This is a genomic window from Kitasatospora sp. LaBMicrA B282, assembly GCF_050325825.1.
Classification (GTDB): Bacteria; Actinomycetota; Actinomycetes; order Streptomycetales; family Streptomycetaceae; genus Kitasatospora.
This window is the reverse complement of record NZ_JBNQTI010000081.1, coordinates 1-26,018: the sequence shown is the minus strand read 5'-3', so window position 1 is coordinate 26,018 and position 26,018 is coordinate 1. Positions and strand designations below refer to the sequence as shown.

Sequence of the window (26,018 nt, the reverse complement as noted above, 5' to 3'; positions counted from 1 at the left end):
CATGACCACGAACTGTGCGACATTGTCGAACGACAGCTTTGAACAGCGTGCCAGACTTGCCAGTGGAGGTCCTCATGCCCGGCCCGATCCAGTCGCTCTCCCGGGCCGCCGCCATCATGCGTCTGCTGGCCGGCGGCGAGCGCCGGCTCGGCCTCTCCGAGGTGGCCACCTCGCTCGACCTGGCCAAGGGCACCGCGCACGGCATCCTGCGCACGCTGCAGCAGGAGGGCTTCGTCGAGCAGGACCCGGAGAGCGGCAAGTACCAGCTGGGCGCCGAACTGCTGCGGCTCGGCCAGAGCTACCTGGACGTGCACGAGTTGCGGGCCCGCGCCCTGGTCTGGGCCGACGACCTGGCCCGGGCCAGCGGCGAGACGGTCTACCTGGGCGTGCTGCACCAGCGCGGGGTGCTGATCGTGCACCACGTCTTCCGGCCCGACGACACCCGCCAGGTGCTGGAGGTGGGGTCGATGCACCCGTTGCACAGCACCGCGCTCGGCAAGGTGCTGCTGGCCTACGACCCGGTGGCCCGGGGCGAGTTGGGCGACGGTCCGCTGGAGGCGTACACCCCGCGGACGCTGACCGGCCTGGAGGACGTCGACGCCGAGTGCGCGCTGATCCGCGAGCGCGGCTGGGCCGACGCCATCGAGGAGACCTGGGAGGGGGTGGCCTCGATCGGCGCGCTGATCCAGGACCGGCGGCGCAACCCGGTCGGCGCGGTCTGCGTGAACGGCGCGGTGGAGCGGGTCTGCGAGGACGGCTTCGTGCGGCCGCAGCTGGTCGCCTCGGTGCGCGACGCAGCCCGGGCGATCTCCCGCGACCTGGGCGCCGGGCGGTTCTGAGCGCCCGCCGCGAGGCACGGACGGAGCCCGGGCGAGCACCCGGCCAAGGACACCGGACGGTTACCGAGGGTGGGCAGACTTCCTGTCCACCCTCGGTGTTTTGTCCGTATATCCACCTGTTCGATTGGTAGCTTCGCCGCACCGGAGGCCGCCCGGACGAGGGGAGGGTCACAGGGAGGTCACCTGGCCTTGACGTAGCAGCTGCAAAGCGGAAAACTCCCGCATAGCGGTCGACAATGTCGAACGGTGGTTGTCGGAAGTACCGGGTAGCACCCACTCCTCCGCCCACCGGTCGTCCCCCACCGCAGGGCCGCCTCCCGGGGACGGGAGGCACGCACCCGCCACGGTCTCCCCCCGCCGTGGCTCTCCCCCACCGCCTGCCACGGGCTCGACCCACTAGGCACCGGCCATATGGACAAAGGAGTCTTTGTGTCCGCCATCTCGAACGGCGATGTCTTCGTCGGCGAAACGCTCGGCACGGCCGCGCTGATACTCCTCGGTGGCGGCGTCTGCGCTGCCGTCACGTTGAAGAAGTCCAAGGCCCAGAACGCGGGCTGGCTCGCCATCACCTTCGGCTGGGGCTTCGCGGTGATGGTCGCCGCGTACATGGTCGGCCCCAAGTCCGGTGCCCACCTGAACCCGGCGGTCACCCTGGCCCTCGCCGTCAAGAGCGGCGACTGGAGCCAGGTGCCCCTCTACATCGGCTCCCAGCTGCTCGGCGCGATGATCGGCGCCGCACTCGTCTGGGTGACCTACCTCGGCCAGTTCCAGGCCAACGAGGAGCCCACCCTCGGCATCTTCTCGACCGGCCCCGAGATCCGGAACCCGATCCAGAACCTGCTCACCGAGATCATCGCGACCATGGTGCTCTGCCTGGCGATCCTCACCCAGGGCCTCAACAACAACGGCCTCGGCCTGAGCACGATCGGCGTGCTGATCACCTCGTTCACCGTGGTCGGCATCGGCCTCTCGCTCGGCGGCCCGACCGGGTACGCCATCAACCCGGCCCGCGACCTCGGCCCGCGCATCGTCCACTCGCTGCTGCCGATCCCCAACAAGGGCGGCTCGGACTGGAACTACGCCTGGATCCCGGTGGCGGGTCCGGTCATCGGCGGCCTGCTCTCCGGTCTGCTCTACAAGGGCCTGTTCTAAGCGGCCTGTTCCGACCGGAACCGGGCACGATCCCCCAGCACCAAGCCTCCCCACCCACCCCTCAGAGCCGAGGATCCAGACTGATGACCGCGAACTACATCGCCGCGATCGACCAGGGCACCACCTCCAGCCGCTGCATCATCTTCGGCGCGGACGGCCGGATCGTCTCCGTCGACCAGCAGGAGCACCGCCAGATCTTCCCCCAGCCCGGCTACGTCGAGCACGACGCCGCCGAGATCTGGACCCGCGTGCAGTCCGTGGTCCGCGGCGCCCTGGAGAAGGCGAACCTGACCAAGGACGACATCCGCGCGATCGGCATCACCAACCAGCGCGAGACCACCGTGCTGTGGGACAAGAACACCGGCGAGCCGGTGCACAACGCGCTGGTCTGGCAGGACACCCGCACCGAGGGCCTCTGCCGCGAGCTGGGCCGCAACGTGGGCCAGGACCGCTTCCGCCGCGAGACCGGCCTGCCGCTGGCCAGCTACTTCGCCGGCCCGAAGATCCGCTGGCTGCTGGACAACGTCGAGGGCCTGCGGGAGCGCGCCGAGGCCGGCGACATCCTGTTCGGCACCATGGACACCTGGGTGATCTGGAACCTCACCGGTGGGGTCGACGGCGGCAAGCACGTCACCGACGTGACCAACGCCAGCCGCACCATGCTGATGAACCTGCACACCCTGGCCTGGGACGAGAAGATCGCCGAGTCGATGGGCGTCCCGCTGCAGGTGCTGCCGGAGATCCGCTCCTCCGCCGAGGTCTACGGCGAGGCGGTCGGCGACCTGGCCGGCGTCCCGGTGGCCTCCGCGCTCGGCGACCAGCAGGCCGCGCTGTTCGGCCAGACCTGCTTCGACGAGGGCGAGGCCAAGTCGACCTACGGCACCGGCACCTTCCTGCTGCTGAACACCGGCGAGAAGGTCGTCAACTCCTACCACGGCCTGCTGACCACGGTCGGCTACCGGATCGGCGACCAGAAGCCGGTCTACGCCCTGGAGGGCTCGATCGCGGTCACCGGCTCGCTGGTGCAGTGGCTGCGCGACCAGCTCGGCATCATCTCGACCGCGGCCGAGATCGAGACCCTGGCCAACACCGTCGAGGACAACGGCGGCGCCTACTTCGTGCCGGCCTTCTCCGGCCTGTTCGCCCCGTACTGGCGCTCCGACGCCCGCGGTGTGATCGCCGGCCTGACCCGGTACGTCACCAAGGGCCACCTGGCCCGCGCCGTGCTGGAGGCCACCGCCTGGCAGACCCGCGAGGTGGTCGACGCGATGGAGAAGGACTCCGGCGTCACGCTGACCGCACTCAAGGTGGACGGCGGCATGACCTCGAACAATCTGCTCATGCAGAACATCGCCGACGTGCTGGACGCCCCGGTCGAGCGCCCGTTCGTGGCCGAGACCACCGCGCTGGGCGCCGCCTACGCCGCCGGCCTGGCCGTCGGCTTCTGGAACGACCTGGACACCCTGCGGGCCAACTGGCACCGCGCCGCCGAGTGGACCCCGCGGATGGACGAGGCCACCCGGGAGCGCGAGTACAAGAAGTGGCTCAAGGCCGTGGAGCGCACCATGGGCTGGGTGGAGGAGGACGACCAGCCGGAAGGCTGAGCCGTCAGCCGGCCGGGGCAATGACGCCCCGGCCGGCACACGAGTTTTCCCCGGCCTCCCGAGGCCGACCGCACTTCGAGAGGAGACCCGGCGCCGCCCGCACCGCGGCCCGGAACACACACCATGGCAACCATCCCGACCCTGGGCGCCGAGCGCACCCCCGGCCGCACCGCTTCCCGCGCCGAGACCCGTGAGCTGCTGGGCAAGGCCACCTACGACCTGCTGGTGATCGGGGGCGGCATCCTCGGCACGGCCGTCGCCTGGACCGCCTCGCAGGCCGGCCTCAAGGTCGCCATGGTGGACGCGGGCGACTTCGCGGGCGCCACCTCCAGCGCCTCCTCCAAGCTGGTCCACGGCGGTCTGCGCTACCTGCAGACCGGCGCGGTCAAGCTGGTGGCGGAGAACCACAAGGAGCGCCGGGCGCTGGCCACCGACGTGGCCCCGCACCTGGTCAACCCGCTGACCTTCTTCGTCCCGGTCTACAAGGGCGGCCCGCACAGCGCGCCCAAGCTGGGTGCCGGTGTCTTCCTCTACTCGGCGCTCTCCGCCTTCCGCGACGGCATGGGCCGGGTCTCCACGGCCGCGCACGCCGCCCAGCAGGTGCCGGCGCTGCGCACCGAGGGCCTGCGCTCGGTCGCGGTCTACGGCGACCACCAGATGAACGACTCCCGGGTCGCCGTGATGACCGTGCGCGCCGCGGTGGACGCCGGCGCCGTGGTGCTCAACCACGCCGAGGTCACCGGTCTGCGCTTCACCGGCACCCGGGTGACCGGCGCCGAGCTGAAGGACCGGCTGGACGGCACCGAGTTCGGCGTCGACGCCCGCCTGGTGCTGAACGCGACCGGCCCGTGGGTCGACCACCTGCGCCGGATGGAGGACGCCGGCGCCGCGCCGAGCATCCGCCTCTCCAAGGGCGCCCACGTGGTCGTCAAGCGCCGCTCGCCGTGGCGCGCCGCGCTGACCATCCCGATCGACAAGTACCGGGTCTCCTTCGCCATCCCGTGGGAGGACCACGTCCTGCTCGGCACCACCGACGAGGAGTACACCGGTGACCCGCGCGACGTGCGCGCCACCGAGGCCGACGTGGACCAGATCCTCGGCGAGGCCGGCCACGCGATCCGCGACGAGCACATCGACCGCGACCTGATCACCTACTCCTTCGCCGGCCTGCGGGTGCTGCCCGGCGGCCCCGGCGACACCGCCGCCGCCAAGCGCGAGACCGTGGTGACCGAGGGCCGCGGCGGGATGCTGTCGGTGGCCGGCGGCAAGTGGACCACCTACCGCCACATCGGCCGCACCGTGCTGGAGAAGCTGGCCCACGTGCGCGGCGCCGGCATCGGCGAGGACATCTCGCCGATCGCCCCGACCGTGCCGCTGCCCGGCGTCGGCGCGCCCAACGCGGTGGCGCACCGCCTGCTGGTGGACCGCGAGCCCGGCTCCCGGATGGAGCCGCTGGTGGCCAAGCACCTGGCCAGCCACTACGGCACCCTCTCCTTCGACATCTCCCGCCTGATCGCCGAGGACCCGGCGCTGGGCGAGCCGATCCACCCGGACGGCCCGGACGTCTGGGCGCAGGTCGCCTTCGCCGCGGACAACGAGTGGGCCTACACCCCCGACGACGTGCTGCGCCGCCGCACCACCATGACGGTGCGCGGCCTGGACACTCCGGAGATCCGCCAGCAGGTGGCGGACTTCCTGGCGAAGCGTCAGCAGGGCTGAGTCTGTTGACTCGCTGAAGGGCGGTCACCCCGTGAAGGGGTGGCCGCCCTTCGTCTACTCTCGGAGCCGACCGGTTCCCCCCTTTCCAGGAGGCATCCCCGACGTGACCAGGCCACCGCTTCCGCACGACTTCCAGCGCCCCGTCCCGGGCATCACCGTGAGCAGCACCGACCTGACCGACGGCGGCGTGCTGCCCGACGCCCAGGTGCTGGCGTTCGGTGACACCTCGCCGCAGCTGAGCTGGTCGGACTTCCCGGCGGAGACCAAGAGCTTCGCGGTCACCTGCTTCGACCCGGACGCGCCGACCGGCAGCGGCTGGTGGCACTGGGTGGTCTTCGACATCCCGGCCGACGTCACCGCGCTGCCGACCGGCGCGGGCACCGGGGAGTTCGTCGGCCTGCCGGCCGGGGCGATCCAGGCCCGCAACGACTACGGCACCAAGAACTTCGGCGGCGCGGCCCCGCCGCCCGGGCACGGCCCGCACCGCTACGTCTTCTCGGTGACCGCGGTGGGCGTGGAGAAGCTGGGCCTGGACTCGGAGACCTCGGCGGCGGCGATCGCGGCCACCGCCGGCTTCCATGCGGTCGGCCGGGCGACGATCATGGCGACCTACGAGAACACCGGCGACTGACGCTCCGGCCCGGCGGCCGGGTCGCGCGGCTCAGACCAGCCGCGGGACCCGGCGCGCCGGCGGCGGCAGTTGCTCGTCCGCCGCCCGGAAGGGGTGCAGCGCCGCGCGGCCGGCCGGTGCGCGGACGGCGGCGGCCAGGCGGGCCGGGAGCACCACGGTGAGCAGCAGTCCGCGCCCGTCGAAGCCCTCGACCAGCCAGGACACCCAGGGCAGCGGGAGGTTGCCGGTCGGGCCGAAGAAGACCGGCCGCTCCCCCTCGAAGCGCAGCCCGTACACCCCGGTGCGGCACCAGCTGGAGAGGGTGAAGGTCTTGCGCGCCGGGTCGAAGCCGAGCGGCACGCATGCGCGTAGGCGGTCCGGGCCGAGCGCGGCCAGGAAGCTGCGGCTGGCCCGCAGGCTCAGCTGGCTGGTGGTGAAGTCGGCCACCGCGGCGCGGATCGCTGCGGCGAACGCGGCCGGCGACTGCCCCGGCGCGGCGGGCAGGTGGACCTCGCCGAGCAGGTTGCCGAGCACGCCGGGCGGGACGCCCAGGAAGCGGCGCAGGTTGACCGGCATGGTCAGGTACTGCTCGTCGGGGTTGTCGTCCAGCGCGCGCAGGGTGGTCATGACGTGGGCGGTGAGGGCGTCGTTGACGGAGAGTCGGGTGCCGGCGGCGGCCTCGAAGGCGGCGCGGGTGCGGGCGGCTTCGGCGTCGGTGAAGTAGAGCTGCACGGTGCGGTTGGCCAGGGCGGCCCGGTCCACTTCTCGGGCCAGGCGGGCGGCATCGGCGGGGTCCGGCAGGCGGAAGCCCGGGCGGCCGCAGTCGGTGCGCGGCAGCACGGTGTCCAGGTAGGCGTCGCGGTCCTCGACCAGGACCGGTGCCGGCGGCTCGGTGCCCTCGACGGCGGCGGACCAGGCCTGGAGCAGCGTCGTGAAGGTCTGCACGTCACCGAGGGCGTGGTGCCAGGAGCAGCCGAGCACGGTGCCGCCGTCGGCCAGGTGGGTGAGCCGGACGGTGAGCAGCGGGTGGTCGCCGGTGCGGGCGGCGGCGGCCGGGACGTGGTCGACGTAGCCGGCGGCGGTCAGGGTGAGGCGGGCGAGCACCTCGGGGAGGGTGTCGGGGGCCTCGGCGGTGGTGAACGGGACGCCGGCGTCCGCGCAGACGATCTCCAGCCCGCCGCCGGTGGTGGTGCGCAGCCGGCCGGCGAAGATCGGGGCGAGCGCCAGGGCGCGGGCCAGGCCGGTGGCGAGGCGGTGCGGGGTGAGGCGGTGCGGGAAGCAGAGGACGACCGAGACCGCGAGGTCGGCCAGCATCAGGTCGGGCAGGCCGCAGCGCACGGTCGGGCCGGGGCCGCCGCCGGCTCGCACGGTGGTCGTGGTGGTGCTGTCGGCGCTCTCGTCCACGGTGCGGACCCCTGCTCCCCGTCGGCCGGTTGGGACCTCACTGGTCCAGACCTCTGCGAAGGACGATAGAGCAGGGGACGCGGCGGATCCAGGGCTCGGGGCCGCCCGCTCGGCTCAGTCGCCCGCGACCGGCGACAGGACGAACAGCGGGATCACCCGGTCCGTCCTCTTCTGGTACTCGGCGTAGTCCGGCCAGGCCTCGACGGCGCGGCCCCACCACAGCTCGCGCTCCTCGCCGGTGACCTCACGCGCCGTCATGTCCTGGCGGTGCGGCCCGTCCTGGAGCTCGACCAGCGGGCTGGCCAGCACGTTGTGGTACCAGGTCGGGTGGCTGGGCGCGCCGCCCTGCGAGGCCACCACGGCGTACCGGCCCTGGTGTTCCACCCGCATCAGCGGGGTCTTGCGGATCTTGCCGCTCCGGGCACCGAGGGTGGTCAGGATGACCACGGGCCTGCCCCGCATGGTGGTGCCGTCGGTGCCGCCGGAGGACTCGTAGAGCTCGACCTGGTCACGCACCCACTGGGCCGGGCTCGGCTGGTACTCACCGGTCAGAGGCATGGTGTATCCGTCCCATCGCTAGGCGCCGTCGGCCCCATCATTCACCAGATCCGGCCGCACCGGGGTGACCTCGCACCGCCCGTGGGTCAGGTAGCGTCACGATCATGACTGCCATCGCTGTGGATCAGGAACTCGTCGATGCCGCGATCGAGTTGGCGCGCACCCGGACCCCCGGGCGGGAGTGGTCCGGGGCGGCGGCGCTGCGGCTGGACGACGGGTCGATCGTGACGGGCATCGCGCCGGTGGCGCTGAACGGCGCGGTGCAGCTGTGCCACGAGACCGGGGCGATCTGCGAGGCCTTCAAGCGCGACCGGCGGGTGGTCGCCTCGGTCTGCGTGCTGCTGGCCGACCAGGGGCGCGGCTACTGGATCGTGGCCCCGTGCGGGGTCTGCCAGGAGCGGCTGTTCGCCTACGGCCCGCGGGTCGAGGTCGGCGTGCCGGAGGCCGCCGACCACCGGCGCTGGCGTTCGCTGCCGCTGTCCGAGCTGCAGCCGCACTGGTTCGCGCGGGTCTTCCCGGAGGACGGGTGGGGGTACCCGGCGGCGGAGTGACCGGGGGTCAGTCGGCCAGCCGCAGGTCCACGTAGCGGATGGTGTCGCCGGGCAGCAGGTAGCGCTCCAGCTCGGTGAAGCCGCGGGCGGCGGCGAACCGCAGGCCGTCGGTGTTGCTCTCCAGCACCACCGTCTCGATCGCCTCGGCGCCCAGCGCGCGGGCCCGGGCGAGGCCGGCGGTGTAGAGGGCGGTGCCGATCCCCTGCCCGCGGTGCGCGGGGAGCACCCGGGCGATCACCGTGGCGGTGCGGCCGTCGGGCTGCGGCGGGCGCACGGTGGAGCAGCCGACCAGGGTCGGGCCGAGGTGGGCGAGCTCCAGCCGGTGGCGGCCGACCCGCTCGCGGACGTCGGCGAGCGAGAGCGGGTCGGCCGGGATGATCGCGTTGTGCACCTCGCGCCACTCCTGGAGCACGGCGTCGGTGGCGGTGGCGGGATCGAGCGGGGTCAGGCGCAGGCCGGCGGGCGGCTGGAGGTCGGTCATCGCAGCAGGTAACCGGAGCGGTGTCCGCCGGGTCAACGGGATTTGCGGCGCCGGGCGCCGCCCGCCGTTCGCCGAGCCGGTCAGATCACCAGGCTCAGCGGCAGGATCAGGGCGATCGCCACCACCGAGATCACCGTCTCCATCACCGACCAGCTCTTCAGCGTCTGCCCCACGCTCATCCCGAAGTACTCCTTCACCAGCCAGAAGCCGGCGTCGTTGACGTGCGAGAGGAAGAGCGAGCCGGCGCCGACGGCCAGCACCAGCAGCGCCGAGTGGGTGGTGGACATGCCGGCGGCCAGCGGGGAGACGATGCCGGCCGCGGTGATGGTGGCGACGGTGGCGGAACCGGTGGCGAGGCGGATCAGCACCGCGATCAGCCAGCCGAGCAGCAGCACCGGGATGTGCAGCCGGCCGGCCCCGTGGCTGACCGCGTCCCCGACGCCGACGTCGACCAGGGTCTGCTTGAACCCGCCGCCGGCACCGACGATGAAGACGATGCCGGCGATCGGCCCGAGCGAGGCGCCGACCGACTCGGCGAGCCGGCTGCGGTCGAAGCCGGCCGCCCGGCCCAGGGTGACCATCGCCAGCAGCACCGCGGCCAGCAGGGCGATCAGCGGGGAGCCGACGAAGTCGAGCACCCGCTGCGCCTCGGCCCTGGGGTCGTCCACCGCCACGTCGGCCAGCGCCTTGCCCAGCATCAGCGCCACCGGCAGCAGGATGGTGGCGAGCACCGCGGCGAAGGAGGGGGCCGGGCCGGTGCGCTCGGGGGCGGTCGAGGTGGGCCGGGGCGGGGTCAGCGGGCCGACCCAGCGCTCGGCGACCCTGGCGAAGAGCGGGCCGGCGATGATCAGCGTGGGCACCGCGATCAGCAGGCCGAGCGCCAGCGTCACGCCGAGGTCGGCCTTCAGCGCGTCGACCGCGACCAGCGGGCCGGGGTGCGGCGGTATCAGCCCGTGCAGCACGGAGAGGCCGGCCAGGGCCGGGAGGCCGACCCGGATCACCGGAACGTCGCCGCGCCGGGCGACCAGCAGCACGATCGGGATCAGCAGCACCACGCCGATCTCGAAGAAGAGCGGCAGCCCCAGCACCGCCGCGATCAGCGCCATCGCCCACGGCAGCAGTCGGGTGCTGGAGCGGGCCAGCACGGTGTCCGCGATGATGTTCGCCCCGCCGGAGTCGGCGAGCAGCCGGCCGAGCATCGCGCCCAGCCCGATCAGCAGGCCGACGCTGGTCACGGTGGCGCCGAAGCCGCTCGAGAAGCTGGTCATCAGCTGGTCGAAGGGTGCGCCGGCGAGGGCGGCGAGCAGGCCGGAGCCGACCGTCAGGGCGAGGAAGGGGTGCAGCTTCAGCTTGCTGATCGCCAGCACGATCAGGCCGATGACGAGCAGCGTGGCGAGCAGCAGGCGCCCGTCGCTGTGGGTGTGCGGGAGTCCGGCGGCCAGGATCCGGTCGGCGGGCGGCAGGTGGGGGGTCACTCGGGGTCTCCATGGACGGGCCGCAGCAGCGCGACGGCCAGCTCGACGAGTTCGTGGGGGTGGTGCGCGCCGAGCTCCAGCACGACGCCGTGCTCGTCGGGTCCGAGCGGTTCGAGGGCGGCGTACTGGGAGTCGAGCAGCGAGGGCGGCATGAAGTGCCCGGTGCGCAGCGCGAGGCGGCCGGCGACCAGGCGTCGGCTGCCCGCCAGGTGCAGGAAGAAGGTGTCCGGACTGCCGGTCCGCAGCACCTCGCGGTAGGCCCGCCTGAGCGCGGAGCAGGTGACCACGCCGCCGCTGCCCGCCGCGGCCCGCGCCCGCAGCCAGCCGGCCAGCGCCTGCAGCCAGGGGGCGCGGTCGGCGTCGTCCAGCGGGATGCCGGCGGTCATCTTGGCGATGTTGGCGGCGGGGTGGAAGTCGTCGGCCTCGGCGCAGGGGAGGCCGAGGCGTTCGGCGAGCAGCTGCGCGACGGTCGTCTTGCCGACGCCCGAGACGCCCATCACCACGACCAGTGGCCGCGCGGCCGGTCGCTGGGGGGCGGTCGGCTGGTTCTCGGCGCTGAGAGCCATGGGCGGTGCTCCTGGTGGTCCGGGCTGCGGCCCGCTGGCCGCGCTGACGTCACTATGGCGTCAAAGGTATGACCTATTCAAGAGCGCGACATCAAATCGTCATACTTATCAACCTGTCGACGGCAACCTTTACGACACGCGTCACCTCCAGTCACAAATCAGACACACATAGTCACCAGACGTGTACGAATGGCAGTGCGTTCGAGCAGCGGGCTCGACCCACACCAGGAGGAACCGCAACGATGCTCCGTGTCCTGACCTCGCCGAAGACCTGGGCCGCCGCCACTGCCGTCGCCCTGGCGCTCGCCCCCGCCGCCCCCGCGATGGCCGCGAACACCGCGATCGGCCACCGCGCCGGCGCCGTCCCGCCGACCATGGTGCTCGACTTCAACGGCACCAACGACGAGGCGAGCACCGGCTCCACGGTCGGCACCGGCTTCGGCGGCAGTGCCACCGTCAAGGACTCCAACGGCAACAAGATCGCCACCGCCTACGACCAGTGCGACAAGGACTCGGTCACGCCGGCCTCGGTGACCGTCTTCTGCGCCGGTCAGATCGTCTTCAACGGCAGCAGCGACCAGATCGCCTTCCAGGTCGTCGCACCGATCCAGGACCCGAAGACCGCGAAGTACCCGCTGGAGTTCAACGGCGTGGTCACCGGCGGCACCGGGCAGTACGAGGGCCTGACCGGCGAGATCCACTTCACCAACACCTCGCTGGCCACCTACGTGATCAGCTTCGGCTGAGTCAGCGGCGCACCGCGGGGCGGGAGTTGCCGACGGCACCGGTGGCTCCCGCCCCGGGTCGTCCGGGCGGCCCGGTGCGGTCCCTTAGGCTGAACCAATGGAGATCCAGGGACTGCCCGGCAAACTGCTCGCCGAGTTGGGACCGGCCATCGCCGGCGGCGAGCTGCCCGAGGGGGCGGTGCTGCGGATCGAGGAGCTGGAGGCCCGGTTCGGCGTCTCGCGCACGGTGGTGCGGGAGGCGGTGCGGATCCTGGAGTCGATGCGGCTGGTGGCCTCCAAGCGGCGGATCGGGATCACCGTGCTGCCCAGGCGGGACTGGGACGTCTTCGACCCGCTGGTGATCCGCTGGCGGCTGGCCGGCGCCGACCGGGCCGCGCAGCTGCGCTCGCTGGGCTCGCTGCGGGTGGCCGTCGAGCCGGCCGCGGCCGCGCTCGCCGCGCAGTACGCCAGCCCCGACGAGTGCCGCGAACTGAGCGCGCTGGCCGTGGAGTTGACGGTCACCGCGCGGGCCATGGACCTGACCGCCTTCCTGCAGCACGACATCGCCTTCCACGCCACCGTGCTGCGCGCCTCCGGCAACGAGATGTTCGCGCACCTGGGCGACACGGTGGGCGCGGTGCTGACCGGGCGCACCGAGCACAAGCTGATGCCGCGCCAGCCGCGGGCGTACGCGCTGCAGCTGCACCGCGAAGTGGCGGAGGCGATCTGCGCGGGCGCGCCGGACCGGGCCGAGCAGGCGATGCGCACCATCGTGACCGGCGCGCTGCAGGAGCTGGCCGCCGAGTTGGGCTGAGGGCGGCGGCTGCCCGCACCCCGATCGTGACGTTTGTCCCCGGCGGCCAGGGGCAGGCAGGGGGGCGAGGGGCGGACGGGTCCGCCCCGGCCAGGTTCAGTTTCCCGGGGGTTGGCGCCGATGGCCGCTGCACGCAGACGGATGCCGGACGAGGTGCGGGCCGCGGCCGTGCGCACCGTGGTCTTCCTGGCCTTCACGCTGGTCAGCCTGTCCGTGGCCACGCTGGCCTCGTTCGCCCACGCCCGGAAGGCGCTGACGCTGATGCTACTGGTCAGCGGGATCGGGGTGTTCGGGATCGTCTGGTGCCTGCTGGAGATCGTGATCTCGCGGCAGATCGCCGCGCAGCGCCGTCGCGGCCCCGGGTACGACTCGCCGCGCGCGGTCAGCCGCCCGTCCCCCCGCTGAACGGGCGGCACTGAACGGGCGGCCGACCTGGCGGGGCCGGTACTGCCGGCCCCGCGTCGCCGCGTTCAGCCGCGGATGCCGATCGCGCCGGCGTACTGGGACGGCCAGCGGCGCTCGGCAGCCAGCTCGCGCGCCGCGTACTGCGCGAAGTACGGGTTGCGCAGCAGTTCGCGCCCGAGCAGCACCGCGTCGGCGCGCCCGTCGGTGAGGATCTGCTCCGCCTGCGCGGCCTCGGTGATCAGGCCGACCGCGGCGACCGGCAGACCGGTGGCCTGGCGGACCTGCTCGGCGAACGGCACCTGGAAGCCGGGTGCGGCCGGGATCCGGGCATCGGGGACCAGACCGCCGGTGGAGACGTCCAGCAGGTCGATGCCGACGGCCCACAGCTCCTTGGCCAGCCGGACGGTGTCCTCGCCGGTCCAGCCCTCGCGCTCGTCCTCGGCGTTCTCGGTCAGCCAGTCGGTGGCCGAGGTGCGGAAGAAGACCGGCAGGTCCTGCGGCCAGACCGCGCGGACCGCGGCGGCGACCTCCAGCGCGAAGCGGATCCGGTTCTCGAAGGAGCCGCCGTAGGCGTCGGTGCGGTGGTTGCTCTGCGGGGAGAGGAACTCGTGGATCAGGTAGCCGTGGGCGCCGTGCACCTCGACCACCTGGAAGCCGGCCGCCAGCGCCCGCTTCGCCGCGTCGGCGAAGGCCTGGACGATCTCGCCGATCTGCTCGACGGTGAGCGCATCCGGGTCCGGGTGGTCGCCGAACGGCTCGCCGCTCGGGGCGACGGTGCGCCAGCCGCCCTCGTGCTCCGGGACCGCCTGGCCGCCCACCCACGGGGAGCGGGTGGAGGCCTTGCGGCCGGCATGCGCGAGCTGGATGCCGGGCACCGTGCCGTAGCCCTTGAGCGCGGCGGTGATCCGGGCCAGCGCCTCCTGCTGGCGCTCGTTCCACAGGCCGAGGTCCATGGCGCTGATCCGGCCCTCGGGGGCGACGGCCGTGGCCTCCACCAGGATCAGGCCGGTGCCGCCGGCGGCCCGGCTGGTCAGGTGGGTGAAGTGGAAGTCGGTGGCCACGCCGGTCTCCGGCCCCTCGGTGGCGGCCGAGTACATGCACATCGGGGCCATCCAGACCCGGTTCGGAATGGTGAGCTCGCGCAGCGTCATGGGCTCGAACAGGGCAGACACGACCGACTCCTCGCGGTAAGCGGACTGGCTTGATACGAGAGGGATCGTACTACGAGGCTCTTCGTAGTACGAGAGGTGACGTACTACGAGGATTTCCGTAGTACGACCTTCACCGTAGTACGAGGAGCGCCGTACCATGGGCGGATGATCGACGACGCCGACCAGCGGCTGCCCGAGCCCGCCACCGCCGACATCCGCCTGGTGGGCGTGCTGCACGCGCTGGCCGACCCGGTGCGGCTGCGGATCGCGCGCGAGCTGGCCGCCGGCCACGAGCTGATGTCCTGCATCGCCTTCAGCCTGCCGGTCAGCAAGTCGACCAGCACCCACCACTTCCGGGTGCTGCGCGAGGCCGGGGTGATCCGCCAGTACCGGCGCGGCACCGCCCGGCTCAGCTCGTTGCGCCACGACGACCTGGCGGCGCGCTTCCCCGGGCTGCTGGACCGGGTGCTGGCGGCGGCCGAGGCGGAGCTCGCGCAGCAGCCGGCGGCCGCCGAGGCCGGGCCCAAGGCGGAGACCGAGACCGAGGCTGAGGCGGAGACCGACACCGGGACCACACAGCAGACCGCCGGTCAACCCGAGCTTGACGATATCGACGTCTGACGCTGCCGACTCGCCCACCTTCGAGTGACGCTTTGGGCGTGCCGCGTAACCCACTGGTACCCCTGTGCGCTGTGATTTCCCTGCGCATCCGCGCGGCCCTGTCCGCGCTCGCCCTCGCCTTCCTGACCGTGCCGACCCCTGCCCAGGCGCAGCCCGCCGACCTGGGCGCCCTGCTACACCTGGCGGTCCGCAACGACACCACCGGTGCCACCGAGCGGGTCGACCTGCTCTGCGCCCCGGACGGCGGCACCCACCCCGATCCGGCGGCCGCCTGCGCCGCCATCGCGGCGGCCGACGGTGACCTGGACCAGCTGCGCGGCGACCCGGGCGTGCTCTGCAACAACCTCTACCAGCCGGTAACCGCCTTCGCCCACGGCTTCTGGTTCGGCACCACGGTCGCCTGGTCGCGCCACTTCGCCAACCCCTGCGGACTGCGCACCAGGACCGACCCGGTCTTCCGGTTCTGACCCTCCGTGATAGCCACCACCCGCCCGCCGCACCGGTCGCCGGCGTCACCCGGACGCCGCAGCACACCGGGCGCCACGCCCGGAGCAGGCCTACCGTGTGGACTGGGTCACATCGCAAAATCCGACCTGACGGACCGTCAACTTGAATGACGGTCCGTCAGAACCTGTGCAGGGCAAGGGCCGTCAAAACTGACGGCATGTCAGATCTGGCCCAAGATCGGCCAGTTGGGCGCACCGGGCCACGGAGGCACCCTCGTCGTTTCGCTCCGCAGCGGTCTACCATCGATCGGGTTGTTTGCGCTCCGGGCCGGAGCCGAGCCCCCGAACAAGCGGATCATCGCAGGTCACCGGGGGTCTGGTGCGGCCCGGGCGGGGGACCAGGGATGAGGATCCGGATGGCTGTCATGATGCAGACCAGTACCGAGAGTGACCAGCACGAGCCGGTCGCTCCGCGCAGCGTGCCCGCACTCTTCGGGGTCGGCAGCGGCGCCGCCCCGGCGCCGCGGACCCTGGTGGAGGTCCTCGCGGCCGCCGCCCAGGCCCACCCGCAGGAACCGGCGCTGGACGACGGCCACACCCAGCTCAGCTACCGCGCGCTGCTCACCGAGGTCGAGGCGGTCCGCCGCCGGCTGGCCGCCGCCGGGGTCGGCCTCGGCGACCGGGTCGGCATCCGGGTCCCGTCCGGCACCAACGAGCTCTACGTCGGCATCCTGGCCACCCTGGCCGCCGGCGCCGCCTACGTCCCGGTGGACGCCGAGGACCCGCAGGAGCGCGCCGACCTGGTCTTCGGCGAGGCCGAGGTGACCGCGGTGCTCGGCGCGGACGGCGAGCTGACCGTGCTGCGCCCCGGCAGCGGGCAGGCCGGGCCGCCCACCCCCGACCACGACGCCTGGATCATCTTCACCTCCGGCTCCACCGGCAAGCCCAAGGGCGTGGCCGTCACCCACCGCAACGCCGCCGCCTTCGTGGACGCCGAGGCCGCGCTCTTCCTCCAGGACGAGCCGATCGGCCCGGGCGACCGGGTGATGGCCGGCCTCTCGGTCGCCTTCGACGCCTCCTGCGAGGAGATGTGGCTGGCCTGGCGGTACGGCGCCTGCCTGGTGCCGGTCCCCCGCTCCCAGGTGCGCGGCGGCGCCGACCTCGGCCCGTGGCTGGCCGAGCAGGAGATCACCGTGGTCTCCACCGTGCCCACGCTGGCCGCGCTCTGGCCGGCCGAGTCGCTGGGCGACGTCCGGCTGCTGATCTTCGGCGGGGAGGCCTGCCCGCCCGAGCTGGCCGAGCGCCTGGTCACCGAGGGCCGCGAGGTGTGGAACACCTACGGCCCCACCGAGGCCACCGTGGTCGCCTGCGGCGCCCAGCTGACCGGCGAGGGCCCGGTGCGGATCGGCCTGCCGCTCGTCGGCTGGGAGCTGGCCGTGGTCGACGAGGCCGGGCAGCCGGTCCCGATGGGCGACAGCGGTCAGCTGGTGATCGGCGGGGTCGGCCTGGCCCGCTACCTGGACCCGGCCAAGGACGCCGAGAAGTACGCCCCGCTGCCCGCGCTCGGCTGGGACCGCGCCTACCGCAGCGGCGACCTGGTCCGGGCCGATGCCGAGGGCCTGGTCTTCCTGGGCCGCGCCGACGAGCAGATCAAGCTCGGCGGCCGGCGGATCGAGCTGGGCGAGGTGGACGCCGCCCTGCAGGCGCTGCCCGGCGTCCAGGGCGCCGCGGCCGCGGTGCGCACCGCGCGCGGCGGCAACCAGCTGCTGGTCGGCTACCTGGTCACCCAGGACGGCTTCGACCGGGAGGCGGCGGTGGCCCGGCTGCGCGCCGAGCTGCCCGCCGCCCTGGTGCCGCTGCTCACCGAGGTCGCCGAGCTGCCCACCCGCACCTCCGGCAAGGTGGACCGCAACGCGCTGCCCTGGCCGCTGCCCGAACTGGAGCAGAGCGGCCCGGGCGAGCAGCTCTACGGCACCGAGGCCTGGCTCGCCGAACAGTGGCGGGAGATCCTCGGCGTGCCGGTGGGCAGCGCCAAGGACGACTTCTTCGCGATCGGCGGCGGCAGCCTGGCGGCCGCCCGACTCGTCACCCTGCTGCGCACCCGCTACCCCGCGGTCGCGGTGCTCGACATCTACCAGCAGCCGGTGCTGCGCAAGCTCGCCCGGCACCTGGAGCGCTCGGCCGCCGACAGCGGCCCGGCGCGCGAGATCGCCCCCACCCCGACCCGGGCCAAGCTGCTCCAGCTGCTCCTGCTGCTGCCGCTGTTCACCCTGGTCGGCCTGCGCTGGACGGTCGCGCTGCTGGCGTTCGGCAACGTGCTGCACTGGTTCGGCGCCTACCCGTGGGCGCCCACCGCCTCCTGGTGGCTGGTGGCGGCCGGTGCCGCCGTGCTGTACAGCCCGCCCGGGCGGCTGGCCGTCGCGGCCGGCGGCGCCCGGCTGCTGCTGCGCGGGGTGACCCCGGGCAGCTACCCGCGCGGTGGCTCGGTGCACCTGCGCCTGTGGACGGCCGAGCGGCTGGCCGAGGCGAGCGGCGCCACCCAGCTGTCCGGCGCCTGGCTGGTCCGCTACGGGCAGGCGCTGGGCGCCAAGATCAGCAAGGAGGTCGACCTGCACGCGCTGCCGCCGGTCACCGGGCTGCTGAAGCTCGGCAAGGGCGCGGCGGTCGAGGCCGAGGTCGACCTGTCCGGCCACTGGCTGGACGGCGACCGCCTGGAGATCGGCGCGATCAAGATCGGCTCGGGGGCCATGGTGGGCACCCGCAGCATGCTCTTCCCCGGGGCCAAGGTGGGCAAGCGGGCCGAGGTCGCGCCCGGCTCCTCGGTCACCGGGCAGGTGCCGACCGGCCAGCGCTGGGGCGGCGCGCCCGCCGTCAAGCTGGGGCGGGCCGAGAAGGCCTGGCCGAAGCAGCGCCCGCCGCGCCGGCGGGTCTGGGCGGCCGCGTACGGCGTCGGCGGCCTCGGCCTGGCCCTGCTGCCGCTGCTCGCGGCGGCGCCCGCGCTGCTGGTCGCCGCGCAGTTCGTCGACCCCACCACCGGGCTCGGCGCGGCGCTGCGCGGCACGCTGCTCGCGGTGGTGCCGGCGGCCCTGGCCTTCGGCCTGACCTACGCGGCGCTGCTGGTCGGCGCGGTGCGCCTGCTCAGCCTGGGCCTGCACCCCGGCCACCACCCGGTGCACAGCCGCCAGGGCTGGCAGGCCTGGACGGTCAGCCAGCTGATGGACCTGGCCCGGGAGACCCTCTTCCCGCTCTACGCCGGCCTGATCACCCCGTTCTGGCTGCGGCTGCTCGGCATGAAGGTCGGCCGCCGCGTCGAGGCCTCGACCGTGCTCGCGCTGCCCAGCCTCACCACCGTCGGCGACGGCGCCTTCCTGGCCGACGACACCCTGATCGCCCCCTACGAGTTGGGCGGTGGCTGGCTGCGGATCGGCCCCTCCGAGGTCGGCCGCCGCGCCTTCCTGGGCAACTCCGGGATGACCGCGCCCGGCCGCGCGGTGCCCGACCGTGGCCTGGTCGGGGTGCTCTCGGCCACCCCGAAGAAGGCCAAGAAGGGCAGCTCCTACCTGGGTCTGCCGCCGGTGAAGCTGCCCCGCTCGGCCGAGGACGGCGACCAGAGCCTGACCTACGACCCGCCGACCCACCTGCTCTGGGCCCGCGGCCTGGTCGAGCTGGCCCGGCTGCTGCCGGTGTTCTGCTCGGTGGCGCTGGGCGTGCTGACCGTCGCGGCGTTCTGCGCGCTGGGGCCGGCCGGTCCCGGGGCGGGCTTCGCCGGCGGCTCGGAGTGGCTGATGGCGCTGCTCTCCGGGGTGGTGCTGCTGGCCGCCGGGGCGCTGGCCTGCGCGGTCTCGCTGGCCGCGAAGTGGCTGCTGGTCGGGCGGTTCCGGGCGGTGGAGCGGCCGCTGTGGAGCTCCTTCGTCTGGCGCAACGAGCTGGCCGACACCTTCACCGAGGTGCTGGCGGTGCCGTGGCTGGTCGGCGCGGTGCCGGGCACGCCGGTGATGACGCTCTGGCTGCGCGGCCTGGGCGCCCGGATCGGGCGCGGCACCTGGTGCGAGAGCTACTGGCTGCCCGAGGCCGACCTGGTCACCCTGGGCGACGGGGTCAGCGTGAACCGGGGCTGCGTGCTGCAGACCCACCTCTTCCACGACCGGATCATGCGGATGGATAGTGTGGTGCTCCGCGAGGGTGCCACGCTGGGCCCGGGCGGGATCGTGCTGCCCGGCAGCACCGTCGGGGCGCGCAGCACGCTGGGGCCGGCCTCGCTGGTGATGCGCGCGGAGTCGGTGCCGGCCGACACCCGCTGGCTGGGCAACCCGATCGAGGCCTGGCAGGCGTGAGGCCTGGCAGGCTGGAACCTGACAGGGTGAGACCTGACAGGTTCGGGTCCGGCCCGGGGGAACCCGGCAGGGCGGGGCGCGTGGTGGACGGCGAGGAACGGGGAGCGGGCACAGCGGTGGGCAGCAAGCAGGTGGATCCGTACTTCCCCGACCACGGCGACCCCCGCTTCCGGGTGCACCGCTACGAGCTGACCCTGGACTACCGGCCCGGTCCCAACCGGCTGGCCGGCGCCGCCCGGATCGGCGCGCTGGCCGGGCCCGAGGCGCTGCGCGAGTTCGCGCTCGACCTGGCCGAGTTCCGGATCGGCCGGGTGCTGGTCGACGGCAAGGCCGCGCACTACACGCACCGCGGCGGCAAGCTGCGGATCCGGCCGGCCAAGACGCTGGCCGCCGGGGCCGCGTTCACCGTCGAGGTGCACTACAGCGGCAACCCCAAGCCGGTGCGCAGCCCGTGGGGCGGGCTCGGCTGGGAGGAACTGACGGACGGTGCGCTGGTGGCCAGTCAGCCGGTCGGCGCGCCCTCCTGGTACCCGTGCAACGACCGGCCCGCCGACAAGGCCTCCTACCTCGTCTCGCTGACCGCCCCCTCGCCGTACACCGTGGTCACCGGTGGCCGGCTGCTCACCCGGACCACCCGGGCCAGCAGCACCACCTGGGTCTACGAGCAGGCCGCGCCCACCTCCAGCTACCTGGTCGGGATAGCGGTCGGCAGCCTCGAGCGGGTCCTGCTGGTGGCCCCCGAGCCGGGCGCGGTGCCGCAGAGCGGGTACGTGCCACCGGTGCTGGTGCCGCAGTTCACCGGGGACTTCGGGCGGCAGCCGCAGATGATGCGGTTCTTCGAGGAGCTCTTCGGCCCGTACCCGTTCGACGAGTACCGGGTCGTGGTGGTCGACGAGGAGCTCGACGTCCCGGTCGAGGCGCAGGGCATGGCGGTCTTCGGCACCAACCACGTGGACGGGGTGCGCGGCTCGGAGCGGCTGGTCGCGCACGAGTTGGCGCACCAGTGGTTCGGCAACAGCGTCACCGTCGCGGACTGGCGGCACATCTGGCTCAACGAGGGCTTCGCCAAGTACGCGGAGTGGCTCTGGGCCGAGCACGCCGGTGGCCGCAGCGCCCAGGAGCACGCCGCGACCGCGCACCGGATGCTCGCCGGCCTCCCCCAGGACCTGCGGCTGGCCGACCCCGGTCGCAAGTCGATGTTCGACGACCGGCTGTACGAGCGCGGCGGCCTCGCGGTGCACGCGCTGCGGGTCGCCCTCGGCGAGACGGCCTTCCGCCGGATGCTGCGGGACTGGGCCACCGGCCGCCGCGGCGGCGTGGTGACCACGGCGGACTTCATGGCCCACGCCCAGCGCTACGCGGCGGCGGAGGCCGGCGGCGCGCTGGTCGAGCTCTTCGACGCCTGGCTGTTCGACGGCCCGCTGCCCGCGCTGCCGGTGCTCCCCGCCGGGCGGTCCGGCGGCGCGGAGTCCGCGGGCGGCGGGGGCGGCGAGAGCCGCGGCGGCGGCTTCTGGCGGGGCGTGGTCCGGCGCGCCTGAGCCGCGCTGGATTCCCCGGCTCCGCCCGGACCGGGCCAGGCGAGCCGGGCCAGGCGAGCCGGGCTAGGCGAGCCGCAGCACCCCGGGGGCCCGGTCCTCGAAGATCTCCAGCAGCCAGTCGAAGACCGTGGGGCCGCGGCCGGCGCGGGCGGCGGCGAGCTCGGCGGCGACCGCGGGGCGGTTGGTGGGGTGGCAGCGAGCCAGCCGCAGCTCCAACTGGCGGGCGGTCTCGGGGTGTCCGAGGTGCTCGCGGGAGACCTGGTGGTCGCGCCACTCGATGACGTAGTCGCCGTCGTCCGGCTGCCCGAAGCCGCCGCTCAGGCAGTCGGCGAAGGCGTCCAGGTTGCGCCCGAAGTAGCCGCCGGGGCCGTTGACCGCCTCGCCGATCACCCGCCAGAAGTCCTCCAGGGTGCGGATCCGGGTGCCGTCCAGCAGGTATGTCACCGTCACGGTGCTCACCCTACGTCGCCGGCCGGCCGGGGCGGGGCCGGGTCGGGGCTAGGGCCTGTCTTCAAACTCCCGTCGTCCGCCCGAAGGGCGGGCGGGGCGGCTCCCCCAGCCTGGCGGCTGGGAGGTGCCCCCACGGGTGCGTGCATCGGCGGCGCCGAGGATGGGGGTACCTCCCGGCCGAAGGCTGGGGGAGAGTCCATGCGGTGGGGGCACCTCCCGGCCGAAGGCTAGGGGCCATCGGCGACTGACGAGAAGCCGTCGAGGTGCGTGCCCCGGCATCGCCCCGCAGGCGGGAGGTCGAAGACAGGCCCTAGGCCAGGCCCTCGACCAGGTCGGCGGTGATCGCCCAGCGCTCGTGGTCGCGCCAGGCGCCGTCGATGAAGAGGAAGTCCGGTGAGAGGCCTTCCAGGCGGAACCCGAGGCTTCGCGCCAGCGCGATCGAACGGGTGTTGTCCGGCTGGACGTTGATCTCCAGTCGGTGCAGCTCCATGGTGGTGAACGCGTACCGGATGACCAGCTCGACGCCCTCCCGGACCAGGCCTCGACCGGCCACGAAGGCGCCGTAGCCGAGCGCGCCGCAGCGGAAGGCGCCGTGCACGATGTTGTTGATCGACACGTAGCCGGCCAGTTCGCCGGTCTCCGGCAGGCAGACCGCGAAGCCCTCGCGGACCGGTTCGGTGAGCCGCGCGTGGTAGGCGTCGTACGCCTCGTCGGTGGTGGGCGGGGCCAGCCAGGGGTGGTGCAGCGGGGCGTTCTCCCGGGCGAGGCGGGTGAACTGGGCGCGGTCCTCGGGGCGCAGCAGGCGGATCGCGACGCGGTCGCCCTGGGCAAGGTAGTCGGACATCCGATGATCGTATCGTCAGGGCCGCCGGGACCGCTTGGGCCGCTCAGAACCGGTTGAGCGGGCGGATGTCGGGCGCGACCGCCGAGTTGAGCTGCAGCAGCACGATCAGCGCCACGCTCAGGTAGGTGTTGACCATGCCCAGCGCCACCGAGACCGCGTAGAGCGCCTGGGCCACCACGATCCGCCGGCGCGCCGCGGCCACCAGGCCCTCCGGGGTGTCGGACCGGAAGAGCTTGGCCCGCTCGGCGTAGCGCAGCGCGCCGAGCAGCAGCAGGCCCAGGGTCAGCAGGTGCAGCCAGTAGACGAGCAGCGCGACCCGGTAGGTCTCGTACTCGGCGAGCAGCGCGGTGGAGAAGGGCATCAGCGAGACGGCGCAGAGGAAGGTCAGGTGGATCCAGGTCAGGTGGCGGTCGCCGCGGGCCAGGTGGTCGAGCTGGGCCTGCTGGCCGAGCCAGAACATGCCCAGGGTGAGGAAACCGAGCACGAAGATGCCCAGCCGCGGGGCGAGCGCGACCAGCGCGTGCCACAGCTGCCGTTCGCCGCCGGTGGCGCCCGGGGCCCAGAGCGCGTGCTGGGCGTGCAGCAGTTGCAGCGCGGGCACGTGCAGGTCGAGCACCAGCAGGGTCATCGCGACGGCGAAGATCCCGTCGCTGATCGCCGACAGCCGGTGCACGCTGCCGCCGACGATGCGGTGGTAGGCGGTCGCCATGGGCCAGCTCCTCCTGATGCGGCAGATCCCCCGGGTGTGCGGCGACCATCCAAGCAGGGCGGGCTGACGTGCCCTCGGTCGGGGCACCGGGCCCGCCGTGCCGGTCTCCGGGGTCCGCTGCGCCGGCTCCGCCGGCTCCTCCGGCTACTCCGCGGCCGGCAGCTCGGCGGGCCGCTTGAACATCCGGGTGGCGGTGATCTCGCCGTGGACGGTCGGGCCGTCCGGGTCCTGCGGCGCCGGCAGGCCGGGCCGCAGGTGCTCCTCGACCGAGATGTACTTCAGCCCGGCCCGCAGGTCGGCGTCGTTGCGCAGCCGGATGACCAGCGGGAACTCGGCCAGTGCGGTGGTGTCGAAGAGGCCGGTGGTGTAGATCAGCTGGACCCCGAGGGCGTCCGCCACCGCGCGCTGCAGCTCCAGCAGGTAGGTGGCGTTGGCCCGGCCGATCGGGTTGTCCAGGAAGAGCGTGCCGGCGTGCCGCAGTTGGGACTGGCCGCGGTCGTTGGCCCGCAGCGCGGCCATCGTGCAGTAGAGCGCGATCGCCGCGGTGAGCAGCTGCCCACCGGAGAAGACGTCGGACATCTGACCCACGCTCACCCGCTCGGCGCGCAGCACCGCGTCGGGCTTGAGGATCTCCACGCTGACGCCCTTGGGCCCGATCGCGGCGGCCACCGCACGCAGCAGCAGCGACATGCCGTCGCGCCTGAGGTCGGAGTTCTTCTTGACGGCGGCCCGGGTGGCCTCGTCGATCACCTCGCCGAGGCGCTCCGCGAGCACCGCGGCGTCCGGGTCCTCGAAGCGGATCCGCAGGAACTCCTGCCCGGACCACTCCCCCAGGCCCTCGGGCAGCCGGGAGAGCCGCTGGGCGGCGCGCAGGGTGGCCAGCGAGGTCTCCACCAGGCCGCGCAGCCGGTCCACGATCGAGCCGCGGTTGCGCTCCAGCTGGCTGAGCTCGTCGGTGAGCACCCGCAGCCGGGGCGCGAAGGCGGCCGCCCAGGCGGCGGCGTGCTCCGGCAGCGCGGCGGCGGGCAGTTCGCGGATCTGCTGGCGGGCCGGGGTACGGACGGCCTCGTAACGGGCGGCGTTGGCGTGCCGGACCAGGGCGTCGGCGGCGTCGCGGACCGCGAGGTCGGCGGCGGTCAGCTCGGCGGAGGCCGTGCGCAGCGCCCGGCGGGTCTCGGTGGCGGTGGTGCGGGCCTCCGCGAGGGTGTCCAGGTAGGGCTCGGCGGCCGGCTCGCCCTCCTCAGCGGCGTGGTCGCGCAGGCCGTCGCGCAGCTGGGCAGCGGCCTCGTCGAAGTCGGCGGCGGCGGACTGGGCGGACTGCAGGGTGCGCAGCAGCTCGCCGTGCTCGATCCGGGCGCCCTCCAGCAGCTCGCGCTTCTCGGCGAGTTCGCCGGTGGCCACCCGCAGCAGCTGCTGGGCGTGCTCGGGGTCGGTGGGGACCAGATCCTCGGGCAGTTCGGTGTGCGCCTCGCCGCTGGCCGGGGCGGAGCGCTCGACCTCGCCGCGCAGCCGGCCGAGTTGCTCGCTGGCGGCGGCCGACCGGGCCTCGATGGTGGCGACCAGTTCCTCGGCGCGGGCGGCGGCAGCCTGGCGGGCCGGGCCGTCGGCGCCGTCGGGGCTGTTCAGCAGCTCCTCGGCCCGGGTGCGGACCTTGTTGGTGAGCCGGTCGAGCTCGGCCTGGGCGGAGGTCTCCTCGCTCTCCGCGCGGGCCTGCTCGGCGCGCAGGTCGGCGCCGACGCCGACCTTCTCGTACAGCTGGGCGGCGGCCCGGTAGGCCTCGCGCAGCGCGGGCAGCGAGGCGGTGGGCAGTTCCTCGCTGACCGCGACGGTGCCGGCCAGTTCGGCCCGCTCGGCGCGCAGCGTGCGGGCGGTGCGGCGGGCGTCGTCGGCGGCGCGCTGGGCGGCGCGGCGGTCCTCGTCGCAGGCCTGGGCGCGCTCGGCGCAGGCGGCCTGGCGGCGCTCGCACTCGGCGGCGTCCTCGGCGAGTTCGCGCAGTGAGCGGGTCCAGGTGGGGCGCTCGCGCAGCCGGAAGGCGAGGCCGGCCAGCGCGTCGGCGCGGCGGCGGCTCTGCTGGGTGGCCTCGCGGCGCTCCTCGTGGACGCTCGCGGCGGCGGCCCGGTCGGCCTCGGCCTCGGCGTGCTCGGCGCGGGCGGCGGCCAGCCGGGCGGCGGCGAGCTCGGCCTGCTCGGCGGCTAGGGCTGCGGCCTCGGCGAGTTCGGTCAGGGTGCCGGGCGGGCAGTTGGCCTGCCAGGAGGCCAGCCGGGCGGCCAGCGCCCGGTCGCCGCCGAGCCGGGCGGCCAGCTCGCGGATGTGCTCGTCGCGGGCGGCGGCGCGCTCGCGCAACTCGCGGCGCTCCTGGTCGGCGGCGGACTCGTCGTGCATGGCCGGGTTGGGCGGGACCAGGAAGAACGCGGGCTCGTCGGTGATCGGGGCGATCAGCGACGCGGCCGAGCCGACCGCCACGGTGGAGCGGGGCAGCAGCGCGGCGCCCTGGAGTGCCTCGCGGGCCCGGTCCAGCGCGGACGGGTCGGTGATCACCACGCCGTCGACCAGCTCCGGGCGGGCGGCCAGGATCCGCTCGTGGTCCAGCGGGTCGACCGACTGGGCCAGGTAGCGCCAGCCGGGCAGCGCCGGAATGCCCTGCTCACCGAGGTACTCCACGGTGGCCAGCACGTCCGGGCCAGGCGGCAGCAGGCCGCCGTCACCGAGCGCGGCCAGGATCCGGGCGTCGTCGGCCGCGGCGGTGCGCAGGTCGAACAGGGTGCGCTCGGCGGTGCTGACGGCGGTGTCGAGCAGCTCGGTGAGGTCCTCGGCGGCGCGGTCCAGCACGTCCGGGGTGAGGCGCTGTGCGGCGGCCTCGGGCGAGGGCTCGTCGAGCTCGTCGCCGTCGTGGTACGGCGTCAGGCCGAGCAGTTCGGCCAGCCGCTCCTCCCCGGCCAGTTGGACGGCGGTGCGGCGCTCGGCGGCCAGCGCGCGCTGGGCGGCGGCGCGGGCGTCGCTGGCCCGGGCCGCGGCCAGCTCG

Annotated in this window: 22 protein-coding genes and 1 pseudogene; 13 read left to right on the top strand and 10 right to left on the bottom strand. The window is 73.9% G+C overall.

Annotated features, from left to right (window positions below):
* The first annotated feature begins 74 nt into the window (after window positions 1-74).
* The 5 genes from ACQRUO_RS22270 (at window position 75) to ACQRUO_RS22250 (ending at window position 5,945) form a co-directional block, all read left to right on the top strand.
* Complete coding sequence (locus ACQRUO_RS22270; RefSeq protein WP_428317773.1) at window positions 75-839, top strand: IclR family transcriptional regulator; 765 nt, start codon at window positions 75-77, stop codon at window positions 837-839.
* Between the two features lie 438 nt (window positions 840-1,277).
* On the top strand, window positions 1,278-1,991 hold the full coding sequence (locus ACQRUO_RS22265; protein WP_428317783.1) for an MIP/aquaporin family protein: 714 nt from the start codon (window positions 1,278-1,280) through the stop codon (window positions 1,989-1,991).
* A gap of 83 nt (window positions 1,992-2,074) precedes the next feature.
* Entirely contained in the window at window positions 2,075-3,595 is a 1,521-nt protein-coding gene (gene glpK, locus ACQRUO_RS22260) for a glycerol kinase GlpK (RefSeq protein WP_428317772.1), read from the top strand.
* 123 nt (window positions 3,596-3,718) lie between these two features.
* The gene (locus tag ACQRUO_RS22255; protein WP_428317771.1) at window positions 3,719-5,314 is read left to right on the top strand and encodes an FAD-dependent oxidoreductase; all 1,596 of its coding nucleotides are present in this window, start codon (window positions 3,719-3,721) and stop codon (window positions 5,312-5,314) included.
* A 94-nt stretch (window positions 5,315-5,408) separates the two neighbouring features.
* Window positions 5,409-5,945, top strand: a complete 537-nt coding sequence (locus ACQRUO_RS22250) for a YbhB/YbcL family Raf kinase inhibitor-like protein (protein ID WP_428317782.1) — start codon at window positions 5,409-5,411, stop codon at window positions 5,943-5,945.
* A 30-nt stretch (window positions 5,946-5,975) separates the two neighbouring features.
* Here ACQRUO_RS22250 and ACQRUO_RS22245 read toward each other — a convergent pair whose 3' ends face one another.
* Both ACQRUO_RS22245 and ACQRUO_RS22240 read right to left on the bottom strand, forming a co-directional pair.
* Window positions 5,976-7,328 (bottom strand): acyltransferase, encoded by a 1,353-nt coding sequence (locus tag ACQRUO_RS22245; protein ID WP_428317770.1) that lies wholly within the window; start codon window positions 7,326-7,328, stop codon window positions 5,976-5,978.
* Between the two features lie 114 nt (window positions 7,329-7,442).
* Window positions 7,443-7,886 (bottom strand): nitroreductase family deazaflavin-dependent oxidoreductase, encoded by a 444-nt coding sequence (locus tag ACQRUO_RS22240; RefSeq protein ID WP_428317769.1) that lies wholly within the window; start codon window positions 7,884-7,886, stop codon window positions 7,443-7,445.
* 104 nt (window positions 7,887-7,990) lie between these two features.
* Here ACQRUO_RS22240 and ACQRUO_RS22235 point away from each other — a divergent pair, with 104 nt between their 5' ends.
* The gene (locus ACQRUO_RS22235; protein WP_428317768.1) at window positions 7,991-8,437 is read left to right on the top strand and encodes a cytidine deaminase; all 447 of its coding nucleotides are present in this window, start codon (window positions 7,991-7,993) and stop codon (window positions 8,435-8,437) included.
* A gap of 7 nt (window positions 8,438-8,444) precedes the next feature.
* Here ACQRUO_RS22235 and ACQRUO_RS22230 read toward each other — a convergent pair whose 3' ends face one another.
* The 3 genes from ACQRUO_RS22230 to ACQRUO_RS22220 all read right to left on the bottom strand — a co-directional run bounded on the left by ACQRUO_RS22230 (window position 8,445) and on the right by ACQRUO_RS22220 (window position 10,959).
* Window positions 8,445-8,918: an N-acetyltransferase family protein gene (locus ACQRUO_RS22230; protein ID WP_428317767.1), complete on the bottom strand. Its 474-nt coding sequence runs from the start codon at window positions 8,916-8,918 to the stop codon at window positions 8,445-8,447.
* Between the two features lie 80 nt (window positions 8,919-8,998).
* Entirely contained in the window at window positions 8,999-10,393 is a 1,395-nt protein-coding gene (locus tag ACQRUO_RS22225) for a gluconate:H+ symporter (RefSeq protein WP_428317766.1), read from the bottom strand.
* Window positions 10,390-10,959: a gluconokinase gene (locus ACQRUO_RS22220; RefSeq protein ID WP_428317765.1), complete on the bottom strand. Its 570-nt coding sequence runs from the start codon at window positions 10,957-10,959 to the stop codon at window positions 10,390-10,392. The genes ACQRUO_RS22225 and ACQRUO_RS22220 overlap by 4 nt, the downstream gene beginning before the upstream one ends.
* Before the next feature lie 242 nt (window positions 10,960-11,201).
* Between ACQRUO_RS22220 and ACQRUO_RS22215 the strand changes: the two genes are divergently transcribed.
* The 3 genes from ACQRUO_RS22215 to ACQRUO_RS22205 all read left to right on the top strand — a co-directional run bounded on the left by ACQRUO_RS22215 (window position 11,202) and on the right by ACQRUO_RS22205 (window position 12,903).
* Complete coding sequence (locus tag ACQRUO_RS22215) at window positions 11,202-11,705, top strand: hypothetical protein (RefSeq protein WP_428317764.1); 504 nt, start codon at window positions 11,202-11,204, stop codon at window positions 11,703-11,705.
* Window positions 11,706-11,802: 97 nt separating this feature from the next.
* Window positions 11,803-12,498 (top strand): FadR/GntR family transcriptional regulator, encoded by a 696-nt coding sequence (locus ACQRUO_RS22210; protein ID WP_428317763.1) that lies wholly within the window; start codon window positions 11,803-11,805, stop codon window positions 12,496-12,498.
* 120 nt (window positions 12,499-12,618) lie between these two features.
* A complete protein-coding gene (locus ACQRUO_RS22205) occupies window positions 12,619-12,903 on the top strand; it encodes a hypothetical protein (RefSeq protein ID WP_428317762.1) in 285 nt (94 codons plus the stop codon).
* 65 nt (window positions 12,904-12,968) lie between these two features.
* Here ACQRUO_RS22205 and ACQRUO_RS22200 read toward each other — a convergent pair whose 3' ends face one another.
* Window positions 12,969-14,075 carry an NADH:flavin oxidoreductase/NADH oxidase gene (locus ACQRUO_RS22200; RefSeq protein ID WP_428317761.1) on the bottom strand — a complete coding sequence of 369 codons (1,107 nt, stop codon included), beginning with the start codon at window positions 14,073-14,075 and terminating at the stop codon, window positions 12,969-12,971.
* 144 nt (window positions 14,076-14,219) lie between these two features.
* Here ACQRUO_RS22200 and ACQRUO_RS22195 point away from each other — a divergent pair, with 144 nt between their 5' ends.
* The 4 genes from ACQRUO_RS22195 (at window position 14,220) to ACQRUO_RS22180 (ending at window position 20,993) form a co-directional block, all read left to right on the top strand.
* On the top strand, window positions 14,220-14,675 hold the full coding sequence (locus ACQRUO_RS22195) for an ArsR/SmtB family transcription factor (RefSeq protein WP_428317760.1): 456 nt from the start codon (window positions 14,220-14,222) through the stop codon (window positions 14,673-14,675).
* A 71-nt stretch (window positions 14,676-14,746) separates the two neighbouring features.
* The gene (locus ACQRUO_RS22190) at window positions 14,747-15,142 is read left to right on the top strand and encodes an SSI family serine proteinase inhibitor (protein ID WP_428317759.1); all 396 of its coding nucleotides are present in this window, start codon (window positions 14,747-14,749) and stop codon (window positions 15,140-15,142) included.
* A 395-nt stretch (window positions 15,143-15,537) separates the two neighbouring features.
* On the top strand, window positions 15,538-19,455 hold the full coding sequence (locus ACQRUO_RS22185; protein WP_428317758.1) for a Pls/PosA family non-ribosomal peptide synthetase: 3,918 nt from the start codon (window positions 15,538-15,540) through the stop codon (window positions 19,453-19,455).
* Between the two features lie 116 nt (window positions 19,456-19,571).
* The gene (locus tag ACQRUO_RS22180) at window positions 19,572-20,993 is read left to right on the top strand and encodes a M1 family metallopeptidase (RefSeq protein WP_428317757.1); all 1,422 of its coding nucleotides are present in this window, start codon (window positions 19,572-19,574) and stop codon (window positions 20,991-20,993) included.
* Between the two features lie 63 nt (window positions 20,994-21,056).
* Here ACQRUO_RS22180 and ACQRUO_RS22175 read toward each other — a convergent pair whose 3' ends face one another.
* From ACQRUO_RS22175 to ACQRUO_RS22160, 4 genes and pseudogenes are all read right to left on the bottom strand, one after another.
* Window positions 21,057-21,443 (bottom strand): barstar family protein, encoded by a 387-nt coding sequence (locus tag ACQRUO_RS22175; protein WP_428317756.1) that lies wholly within the window; start codon window positions 21,441-21,443, stop codon window positions 21,057-21,059.
* 310 nt (window positions 21,444-21,753) lie between these two features.
* Window positions 21,754-22,287 (bottom strand): GNAT family N-acetyltransferase, encoded by a 534-nt coding sequence (locus ACQRUO_RS22170; protein ID WP_428317755.1) that lies wholly within the window; start codon window positions 22,285-22,287, stop codon window positions 21,754-21,756.
* A gap of 43 nt (window positions 22,288-22,330) precedes the next feature.
* Entirely contained in the window at window positions 22,331-22,996 is a 666-nt protein-coding gene (locus ACQRUO_RS22165) for a TMEM175 family protein (RefSeq protein WP_428317754.1), read from the bottom strand.
* A 144-nt stretch (window positions 22,997-23,140) separates the two neighbouring features.
* Window positions 23,141-26,018 (bottom strand): annotated as a pseudogene (locus tag ACQRUO_RS22160) (hypothetical protein); the annotation flags it as partial.

Coding starts and splice junctions, on each gene's coding strand:
- ACQRUO_RS22270 (WP_428317773.1), top strand. CDS start 75: ATGCCCGGCCCGATCCAGTCGCTCTCCCGGGCCGCCGCCATCATGCGT.
- glpK (WP_428317772.1), top strand. CDS start 2,075: ATGACCGCGAACTACATCGCCGCGATCGACCAGGGCACCACCTCCAGC.
- ACQRUO_RS22255 (WP_428317771.1), top strand. CDS start 3,719: ATGGCAACCATCCCGACCCTGGGCGCCGAGCGCACCCCCGGCCGCACC.
- ACQRUO_RS22240 (WP_428317769.1), bottom strand. CDS start 7,886: ATGCCTCTGACCGGTGAGTACCAGCCGAGCCCGGCCCAGTGGGTGCGT.
- ACQRUO_RS22235 (WP_428317768.1), top strand. CDS start 7,991: ATGACTGCCATCGCTGTGGATCAGGAACTCGTCGATGCCGCGATCGAG.
- ACQRUO_RS22230 (WP_428317767.1), bottom strand. CDS start 8,918: ATGACCGACCTCCAGCCGCCCGCCGGCCTGCGCCTGACCCCGCTCGAT.
- ACQRUO_RS22220 (WP_428317765.1), bottom strand. CDS start 10,959: ATGGCTCTCAGCGCCGAGAACCAGCCGACCGCCCCCCAGCGACCGGCC.
- ACQRUO_RS22215 (WP_428317764.1), top strand. CDS start 11,202: ATGCTCCGTGTCCTGACCTCGCCGAAGACCTGGGCCGCCGCCACTGCC.
- ACQRUO_RS22210 (WP_428317763.1), top strand. CDS start 11,803: ATGGAGATCCAGGGACTGCCCGGCAAACTGCTCGCCGAGTTGGGACCG.
- ACQRUO_RS22205 (WP_428317762.1), top strand. CDS start 12,619: ATGGCCGCTGCACGCAGACGGATGCCGGACGAGGTGCGGGCCGCGGCC.
- ACQRUO_RS22195 (WP_428317760.1), top strand. CDS start 14,220: ATGATCGACGACGCCGACCAGCGGCTGCCCGAGCCCGCCACCGCCGAC.
- ACQRUO_RS22185 (WP_428317758.1), top strand. CDS start 15,538: ATGGCTGTCATGATGCAGACCAGTACCGAGAGTGACCAGCACGAGCCG.
- ACQRUO_RS22170 (WP_428317755.1), bottom strand. CDS start 22,287: ATGTCCGACTACCTTGCCCAGGGCGACCGCGTCGCGATCCGCCTGCTG.
- ACQRUO_RS22165 (WP_428317754.1), bottom strand. CDS start 22,996: ATGGCGACCGCCTACCACCGCATCGTCGGCGGCAGCGTGCACCGGCTG.